Genomic DNA, 8,680 nt, shown 5'->3' with positions numbered 1-8,680 from the left:
GTCCCGCGCCCGGCAGGTGGGGCGGGGCCACGTCTACGCCATCGTCGACGAGGTGGACTCGATCCTCATCGACGAGGCCCGCACGCCGCTGATCATCTCCGGGCCCACCGACCAGAACTCCCGCTGGTACACGGAGTTCGCGCGGATGGTGCCGATGATGAAGAAGGACTCCCACTACGAGGTCGACGAGCGCAAGCGCACCGTCGGCGTCACCGAGCAGGGCGTCTCGTTCATCGAGGACCAGCTGGGCATCGACAACCTGTACGAGGCGGCCAACACCCCGCTCGTCGGCTACCTCAACAACGCGCTCAAGGCCAAGGAGCTGTTCAAGGCGGACAAGGACTACATCGTCCGCAACGGCGAGGTCCTGATCGTCGACGAGTTCACCGGCCGCATCCTGGCCGGGCGCCGCTACAACGAGGGCATGCACCAGGCGATCGAGGCGAAGGAAAACGTCGAGATCAAGGCCGAGAACCAGACGCTGGCCACGATCACCCTGCAGAACTACTTCCGGCTCTACGAGAAGCTCGGCGGCATGACCGGTACCGCCGAGACCGAGGCCGCGGAGTTCCACACCACGTACAAGCTCGGTGTGGTCCCCATCCCGACGAACCGGAACATGATCCGCAAGGACCAGGCGGACCTGATCTACAAGACCGAGGAGGCGAAGTTCCTCGCGGTCGCGGAGGACATCGCCGAGCGGCACGAGCAGGGCCAGCCGGTCCTCGTCGGCACCACGAGCGTCGAGCGCTCAGAGTACCTGTCGAAGCTGCTGGTCAAGATGGGCATTCCGCACAACGTCCTCAACGCCAAGCACCACGAGAAGGAATCGCAGATCGTCGCCCAGGCGGGTCACCGCGGCGCGGTGACGGTCGCGACCAACATGGCGGGTCGCGGCACCGACATCGTGCTCGGCGGCAACCCGGAACACGTCGCCGAGGAGGCGCTGCGCGCCCGCGGTCTCGACCCGGAGGAAACCCCCGACGAGTGGCGTGCCGCGCTGCCGGCGGCGCTGGAGAAGGCCGAGCTGGAAGTCAAGGCGGAGAAGGTCGAGGTGCAGGCCGCGGGCGGTCTGTACGTGCTCGGCACCGAACGCCACGAGTCCCGCCGCATCGACAACCAGCTGCGTGGCCGCTCCGGCCGCCAGGGCGACCCGGGCGAGTCCCGGTTCTACCTGTCGCTGGGCGACGAGCTCATGCGCCGGTTCAACGCGGGCATGGTCGAGCGGGTCATGGACACCCTCAAGGTGCCCGAGGACCAGCCGATCGAGGCCAAGATGGTCACCCGTGCGATCCGCAGCGCCCAGACCCAGGTCGAGCAGCAGAACTTCGAGATCCGCAAGAACGTCCTCAAGTACGACGAGGTCATGAACAAGCAGCGCAAGGTGATCTACGCCGAGCGCCTGCGCGTCCTCAAGGGCGAAGACCTGCGCGAGCAGATCGAGCACATGAACACCGATGTCGTGACGGCCTACGTCGATGGCGCCACCGCCGACGGCTACGCCGAGGACTGGGACCACGAGAAGCTGTGGACCGCCCTCAAGACCCTGTACCCGATCACGGTCACCTGGGACGAGCTGGTCGACAAGGCCGAGAACACCGGCCGCGACATGGACCACGACTTCCTCCAGGAAGAGATCGTCGCCGACGCCCTCCAGGCGTACAAGGACCGCGAAGCCGACATCAGCACCCGCGCGGGCGACGGCGCCATGCGCGAACTCGAGCGTCGGGTCATGCTCTCGGTCCTCGACCGCAAGTGGCGCGAGCACCTCTACGAGATGGACTACCTCAAGGAAGGCATCGGCCTGCGCGCGATGGCCCAGCGCGACCCGCTGATCGAGTACCAGCGCGAGGGCTTCGAGATGTTCACCGTCATGCTGGACGCGTTGAAGGAGGAGTCGGTCGGCTTCCTCTTCAACCTGCCGGTGGAGGTCGAGCCCGCCCCCCAGGTGCAGCTCAACGTCGCCCCCACGGCCCTCCCGTCGGTCGCGCGGCAGCCGGTCGACCCGGCCGTGGCCGCCCGCCAAGCGGAGTTGGAGCAGCGCCAGGCCAGGGCCATCGCCGCCCAGCAACGCGCCCAGGCCGAACGAGCGGCGGCGGCCACCAAGACCGAACAGGTCCCGGTCGCGCTGCGCGGCAAGGGGCTGGAGGCCCCGCAGCAGCAGCGGTTGAGCTACAGCGGGCCCGCCGAAGACGGTGGGGTGGAGTCGCACAGCGACGGCACCGGTGAGGCCCCCGGCGGCCCGACCCGCCGCGAACGTCGTGAAGCGGCGCGGCTTGAGGCCAAGAAGAAGAAGCCGCCGCGTCGGTGATGCTCGGCAAGGGCCCCGCTTAGGCGGGGCCCTTTGCTGTTCCCCGGTGTGAGGGCGGGGTGATCACTCGGAGGTAGGTGAAGATCCATGCCTCGTTCCGCAGCTCCACCCGCCCCACTACCGCCAACGCCCGCCATGCCGATTCCCGTCCCCGCCGAAACACCCGGACAGTCGCGGACACCTCCACCGCCTCCTCCGACACCGCGCACGACCGCACCGACGCGAGCCGATGGGTCCAACCCGAACCTGACCGCACCCTGGTCACCATCGCCTCGTACACAGCGGCCGACATCGCTCCCCGAAGCTGGGCGACCGGCCGCCGCCCGTCCAGGGCCTCCACTACCAGCCCGAACATCCGGCCGAGCGCTTCCCGCCCGAGGCCCGGGTCCGGGGATGGCACGGGAACGACCGACACCACCCGGGGTGCCGGGGTGATCCACCGGTTCTCCTCGGCTTCGCCACACAACGGCGGTTCGTATTCCGCCAACGCACTGATCCGCATGCGATACAGAGCGTCTCGGGCGGTGAAACAGGACACTCATCACCACTTGTGGTGAATCCACGGCAAAGCAAGGCAGGATCGGAACCTGTGAGGTACGAGGCGCTGGTCGTGGATTACGCGGGGGTCTTCACCGACCCGGCGATCGTCGACGTGGTCCGGTCAGCGCGCGCCAAGGGGTTGCGTACGGCTCTGCTGTCCAACGCCGACCGCAGGCCCTACGGGCTGCCCGACCTGTTCGACGCCGTGATCGTGTCCGGCGAAGTCGGTGTGGCCAAACCGAACCCGGCCATCTACGAACTCGCGGCCAAGTCCCTCGCCACCACGCCGGACCGCTGTGTGTTCATCGACGACGTGGCCCGCTATGTGCGCGGCGCCGCCGAAGCGGGCATGACCGGCATCCACCACCGGGCCGTCGAGTCCACAATGGACGAGCTAGCGGTCCTGCTGGACCTGTGAGCGCCGCACCAGTTCGAAGCACAGCACCGCCGCCGCGCTCGCCACGTTGAGGGACTCCACGCCGCCGGCCATCGGGATCGACACCCACCGGTTGATGTGCGGTCGCACGTCGTCGGTCACGCCGGAGGTCTCGCTGCCCAGGACGAACGCCACCCGCTGCGGCAGTTCCGCGTCGAAGACCGTGCGGCGGGCTCCCGCGTCCATGCCGTAGAGGGTGTAGCCCGCCGTGCGCAGGTCCGCCGCAGCCTCGGCCGCCGTCGCGCAGCGCAAGACGGGTGCGGTGAACGCCACACCCGCCGACGCCTTCACGACCATCGGGTCGATCGTGGCCACTCCGCGCCGGGGGACGACGATGCCGCCGAGGCCCGCGGCGGTCGCGGTGCGCAGGATCATCCCGACGTTCGCCGGGGTCGTGATGCCGTCCAGGAGCAGCACCGAGCGTGGCGCCGAGCGGCCCGCGAGGGCGTCGGCGAGCAGCCGCATCCGCGGCGCGACGACATCGGCCAAGACGCCCTGGTCCTGCTTTCCGTTGCCCGCCAACACCTTCACCCGCTGCGCGGTGGCCCGCTGGACCGGCACGCCACGGTGTCGGGCCGCGTCGAGGATCTCGCGGGCGGCGGCGCCGTGGGCGTTGTCGGCCAGCACCACCTTGTCGATCGAGAGCCGGTCGTCGGCGAGCGCCTCAAGCACGGGCTTGCGGCCGTACACGGTGACGAACCGGTCTTTGGGGGACGGGCCAGAGAAATCGCGGGACACAGCCCCAGCATCGCACGTCACCTCCGGCACACCCGGTTTTGCCCCAGCGATGTGCCAGGATCGGACGCATGCCCGAGCGCCTCTCCGCCCTCGACGCCTCATTCCTCTACCTCGAGGACCAGGCGACGCCCATGCATGTCGCGGGTGTCGCGGTGTTCCGCAGACCACGTTCGGGATTCGCCTACGCCCAGCTCGTCTCGCTGATCGAACAGCGGCTTCCGCTGGTCCCGCGCTACCGGCAGAAGGTCGCCACCGTCCCCGGCTACCTGGCCCGCCCGGTGTGGGTGGACGACCCGGACTTCGACGTCGCCTACCACGTGCGCCGCTCCGCCCTGCCCAAACCGGGCAGCGGCGAGCAGCTCTTCGACCTGGTGGCCCGGCTGATGGCCCGCCCGCTCGACCAGAACCGCCCGCTCTGGGAGGCGTACCTGATCGAGGGGCTCGCCCACGGTCACGTCGCCCTGGTCACGAAGACCCACCAGGCCATGGTCGACGGCGTGCGCACGATCGACTTCGGTCAGATCATCCTCGAATCCTCGCCGCAGGCCACCGAGGTCGCACCGGACGAGCCGTGGTTGCCGCGCCGGATGCCGGGGCCGACGAAGCTCGTCATGGACGCCGTGTCCGACACCGTCCGCCGCCCCCGCGAGGTCGTCGAGAACGTGCGCTCCGCAGTCTCCGACGTGGTCAGCACCAGCCAGAAGGTCGCCGCGGCCGTCGTGTCGGCCATCGGCATCGCCGCCCACCCGCCCACGGGCGGCCCGCTCAACGCCCCGGTGAGCAAGGCGTGGCTGTTCGCGGTGGCCCGCGCCCGCCTGGAGGACCTGCGCGGCGTCCGCCAAGCGCACGGCGGCACGGTGCACGACGTCATCCTCGCCGCCATCTCCGGCGCGCTGCGCTCGTGGCTGCTTTCGCGCGGGGAGCAGGTGACGTCGTCGACCAGGGTGCGCGCGCTGGTCCCGCTCGCCGTGCGTGACGGCGACGCGGATGGCGCCGTTCCAGGGATGCTGGGCAACAAGGTCAGCGCCCACCTCGTGGACCTGCCGGTCGGCGAGCCGAACCCGTTCGTCCGGCTGCAGCACATCAGCCACGCCATGCGTGCCCACGGCGACACCGGACTGGTCGCGGCCTCGGCGCTGCTCGGGGTGGGCGGTTTCGCCCCGCCCACGTTGCACTCGCTCGGCGCGCGCGCCGCGGCGTCGTTCTCGCAGCGTGTGTTCAACTTGGTGATCACCAACGTGCCTGGCCCGCAGGTTCCGCTCTACGCGGGGCAGGCGCGGATGACCGAGATGTTCCCGGTGATGCCGCTGAACAAGAACCAGGCCCTCGCGATCGGGGTCACGTCCTACGACGGCGGCGTCTATTTCGGGCTGACCGGCGACCGGTCGGCGATGTCCGATGTCGCCGCGTTGGCCAGAATGGTGGAAGAGTCTGTGGAAGAGCTGATGACGACTCTCCGAGTATGACTGTGAGTATGACCGCGAGCGTGACTGTGAGGCTGACTGTGAGGGTGCTGTGAGGGTGCTGTGAGGGTGTACGTGCCGGCGACGGTGGCCATGCTGGGTGAGCTGAACTCCGGCGGGGAGCTGGTCGCGGTGAGCAACACCGCGTTCTCGCTGACCCCCGCGCTGCGCGAGTCGTACGCGACCGGCGGTGACGAGGAGCTGGAGTACGCCGCCATGCTCGACGCGGCCCGGGCGTCGCTGCGCCTGCTCAACGCCGAGTTGGACAAAGCCCCGAAGACCGTTATGCGCCGCGCGGTCGTCTCCGCCGACGTCGACGGCGCGCTGCTGCGGCCCGACCTGGACTACGCGGTGGTCAAGCTGGCCGGTCCGATCCCGCTGAAGGTGATCGCCGCGATCCACCTCGACACCGAGGACGCGCAGGACGCCGTGCGGGCCGCCGCGGCGGTCATCGACGCCGCGGACATGGGCGACCTGGACGCCGAATTCACCCTGGGCGACGCCGAGGACCACGAGTTGGCCTGGTATGCGCCGCAGGAACTGCCGTTTTTGCTGGAGTTGCTGTAGAACGCTGAAACATCCCATGACAGGATGGCGCTCAAGGGCGAGTGGCCACAAGCGGGACTCGCCGAACCCAACTGCCGTGAGCCAGTCACAGGGAGGCGAGCCACACGATGGACGCAATATCGTCGGTTCCCGAGCCGTCGAACGAGCCGATCAACTCCTACGCGCCCGGAACGCCGCAGCGTGAGTCGCTGCGGCGCCGGATCGCCGAGCTTGAGGGCGAGCGGCTCGAACTCACCATGACGATCGACGGTGAGCAGCGCATGGCGGGCGGCGACCGCGTCGACGTGGTCCAGCCGCACGACCACCGCCACGTCCTCGGCACCACCGCCCAGGCCACCGCCGCCGACGTCGCCGACGCCGTCGCCGCGGCCAAGAAGGCGGCCCCCGCCTGGCGCGAGCTGCCCTTCGACGAGCGCGCCGCCGTGCTGCTCCGCGCCGCAGACCTGCTCGCGGGCCCCTGGCGCGACACCCTCAACGCCGCCACGATCCTCGGCCAGTCGAAGTCCGCCCAGCAGGCGGAGATCGACAGCGCCTGCGAGCTGATCGACTTCTGGCGCTACAACGTGTCCTTCGCGAAGCGGCTGCTGCAGGAGCAGCCCGCGTCCTCGCCGGGCATGTGGAACCGCTTCGACCACCGCCCGCTCGACGGGTTCGTCACCGCGATCACCCCGTTCAACTTCACCGCGATCGCGGGCAACCTGCCCACGGCACCCGCGCTGATGGGCAACACGGTCGTCTGGAAGCCCTCACCGACCCAGCAGCTGGCCGCGCACCACACCATGCGCCTGCTCGAAGCCGCGGGCATGCCCTCCGGTGTGATCAACTTGGTCACCGGCGACGGCCACGCCGTCTCCGAGGTCGCGATGACCGACCCCGAGTTCGCCGGGCTGCACTTCACCGGGTCCACCAAGACCTTCAAGGCGCTGTGGCGACTCATCGGGGACAACCTCGACACCTACCGCTCCTACCCCCGCATTGTCGGCGAGACCGGCGGCAAGGACTTCATCGTCGCCCACCCGTCAGCCGACCCGGCCGCCGTCGTCAACGGCATGGTCCGCGGCGCGTTCGAGTACCAGGGCCAGAAGTGCTCGGCCGCCTCGCGCGCCTACATCGCCCGCTCCCTCTGGGACGGCGGTGTGCGCGAGCAGCTCGCCGACAAGGTCAAGTCCCTGAGCTACGGCGACGTCACCGACTTCAGCCACTTCGGCGGCGCCGTCATCGACGCGCGCGCGTTCGCGAAGCACAAGGACGCCCTTGAGGGCGCGGCGGCGAACTCGTCCATCGAGGTCCTCACCGGCGGCACCTGCGACGACTCCGTCGGCTACTTCGTGCAGCCCACCGTGCTCGTCGGCAGCGACCCGCTGCAGGACGTGTTCACCACCGAGTACTTCGGCCCGATCCTCGCCGTGCACGTCTACGACGACGCCGAGTTCGAGAAGGTGCTGGAACTGGTCGACAGCTCGTCGCCGTACGCGCTGACCGGCGCCATCTTCGCCACCGACCGCGCCGCCGTCGAGCAGGCCCACAAGGCCCTGCGCTTCGCGGCGGGCAACTTCTACGTCAACGACAAGCCCACCGGCGCCGTCGTCGGCCAGCAGCCCTTCGGCGGCAGCCGCGCGTCCGGCACCAACGACAAGGCGGGCTCGATCTACAACCTGCAGCGCTGGGTGAGCCCGCGGTCGATCAAGGAGACCTTCGTGCCTCCGACCGACCACGCGTACCCGCACATGGGTTAAGAGCAAAAGAAGAGCGCCCCACGGAATCCCGTGGGGCGCTCTTCTGCGTTATCCGGTCAGCTACCGGGCATTTCCGCGATCTCGGCCGCCGGGGGAGCCTCGACCGTGACGCCCTTGCCCCAGTCGCTGTAGTCGGCCTGGACCTTGCCGCCCATGCCCGAGGCGCCCGGGATCTCGGTGACGAAGCGGACCGGGAGGTTGTCCTCGTCGATCCAGACCTCCATCGGCATCTCCTTGATGCCCGCCTTCTCCATCGCGGCGATCGACTGCTCGTCCATGCCCAGCCCGCTGCCCTTGAGCTTGCTGGTGTCGACGAGGATCTTGTAGTGGGTGGTCGACTTGCCGTCGAGCTCCACTTCCTCCACCGACTTGATCTCGCCCGCCTCGGCCAGCTGCTTGAGCGTCTGGCGCGGGTCGGTGTTCTTCATCGAGTCGAGCGACCCGCCCATGGCCTTGGCCATCGGGTTGCTCTTGTCGGCGAGGTCGACCTTCAGCCACGCCTTGCCCGGCTGCAGCGGCTGCGGCATCTTCACGTAGATCACGTTGTCGAGGAAGCGGATCGTGATCTCGCCCTCGGGCGTGCCCATGGTCATCTGCATCGCGGTCTTCTCGCCCGCGAAGTTGAAGTCACCCTCGCCGGCGAGCTTCTGGCCGCCCGCCTCGCCCTTGAAGGTGACGTGCGCGCTCTTCGCGCCGTCGCTCTTCTCGGTGACCGCGTCGCTGAGCGCCTTGAGGCTGTCGAAGCCCGACTTGGTCGGCTTGGCCTCGGTTGTCGTGCTCGCACCCGACGCGCCCGTGGTCGGGGTGCTGCCGGAGTTGCACGCGGTCAGGGTGAGGGCGGCCAGGGCCGCGCCGCACACCAACAGGGTCTTCTTGCGCATAACGTGGG

Annotated in this window: 8 protein-coding genes; 5 read left to right on the top strand and 3 right to left on the bottom strand. The window is 69.2% G+C overall.

Annotated features, from left to right (window positions below):
• On the top strand, positions 1-2,311 hold a 2,311-nt coding region (gene secA, locus ACRDSQ_RS03860; protein ID WP_431418808.1), incomplete at its 5' end, for a preprotein translocase subunit SecA.
• A gap of 19 nt (positions 2,312-2,330) precedes the next feature.
• Here the strand turns inward: secA and ACRDSQ_RS03855 are convergent.
• A complete protein-coding gene (locus ACRDSQ_RS03855) occupies positions 2,331-2,813 on the bottom strand; it encodes an Rv3235 family protein (protein WP_431418807.1) in 483 nt (160 codons plus the stop codon).
• Positions 2,814-2,900: 87 nt separating this feature from the next.
• On the opposite strand from ACRDSQ_RS03855, the gene ACRDSQ_RS03850 reads away from it, so the two are divergent.
• Positions 2,901-3,269 carry an HAD-IA family hydrolase gene (locus ACRDSQ_RS03850; protein WP_431418805.1) on the top strand — a complete coding sequence of 123 codons (369 nt, stop codon included), beginning with the start codon at positions 2,901-2,903 and terminating at the stop codon, positions 3,267-3,269.
• Here the strand turns inward: ACRDSQ_RS03850 and ACRDSQ_RS03845 are convergent.
• Complete coding sequence (locus ACRDSQ_RS03845; RefSeq protein ID WP_431418803.1) at positions 3,246-4,025, bottom strand: TrmH family RNA methyltransferase; 780 nt, start codon at positions 4,023-4,025, stop codon at positions 3,246-3,248. The genes ACRDSQ_RS03850 and ACRDSQ_RS03845 overlap by 24 nt on opposite strands.
• 68 nt (positions 4,026-4,093) lie before the next feature.
• On the opposite strand from ACRDSQ_RS03845, the gene ACRDSQ_RS03840 reads away from it, so the two are divergent.
• The 3 genes from ACRDSQ_RS03840 to pruA all read left to right on the top strand — a co-directional run bounded on the left by ACRDSQ_RS03840 (position 4,094) and on the right by pruA (position 7,791).
• Positions 4,094-5,491, top strand: coding sequence for a WS/DGAT/MGAT family O-acyltransferase (locus ACRDSQ_RS03840; RefSeq protein WP_431418802.1), 1,398 nt, complete (start codon positions 4,094-4,096; stop codon positions 5,489-5,491).
• A gap of 60 nt (positions 5,492-5,551) precedes the next feature.
• Positions 5,552-6,055, top strand: a complete 504-nt coding sequence (locus ACRDSQ_RS03835) for a DUF6912 family protein (RefSeq protein ID WP_431418801.1) — start codon at positions 5,552-5,554, stop codon at positions 6,053-6,055.
• A 107-nt stretch (positions 6,056-6,162) separates the two neighbouring features.
• A complete protein-coding gene (gene pruA / locus ACRDSQ_RS03830) occupies positions 6,163-7,791 on the top strand; it encodes an L-glutamate gamma-semialdehyde dehydrogenase (protein WP_431418799.1) in 1,629 nt (542 codons plus the stop codon).
• A gap of 56 nt (positions 7,792-7,847) precedes the next feature.
• Here the strand turns inward: pruA and ACRDSQ_RS03825 are convergent, their stop codons facing one another.
• The gene (locus ACRDSQ_RS03825) at positions 7,848-8,672 is read right to left on the bottom strand and encodes a hypothetical protein (RefSeq protein ID WP_431418798.1); all 825 of its coding nucleotides are present in this window, start codon (positions 8,670-8,672) and stop codon (positions 7,848-7,850) included.
• Positions 8,673-8,680 lie beyond the last annotated feature (8 nt).

The organism is Actinokineospora sp. (assembly GCF_050699995.1).
Taxonomy (GTDB): domain Bacteria; phylum Actinomycetota; class Actinomycetes; order Mycobacteriales; family Pseudonocardiaceae; genus Actinokineospora.
Note: the sequence above shows the minus strand (reverse complement) of the source record. Positions and strands in the feature narration are given on the sequence as shown.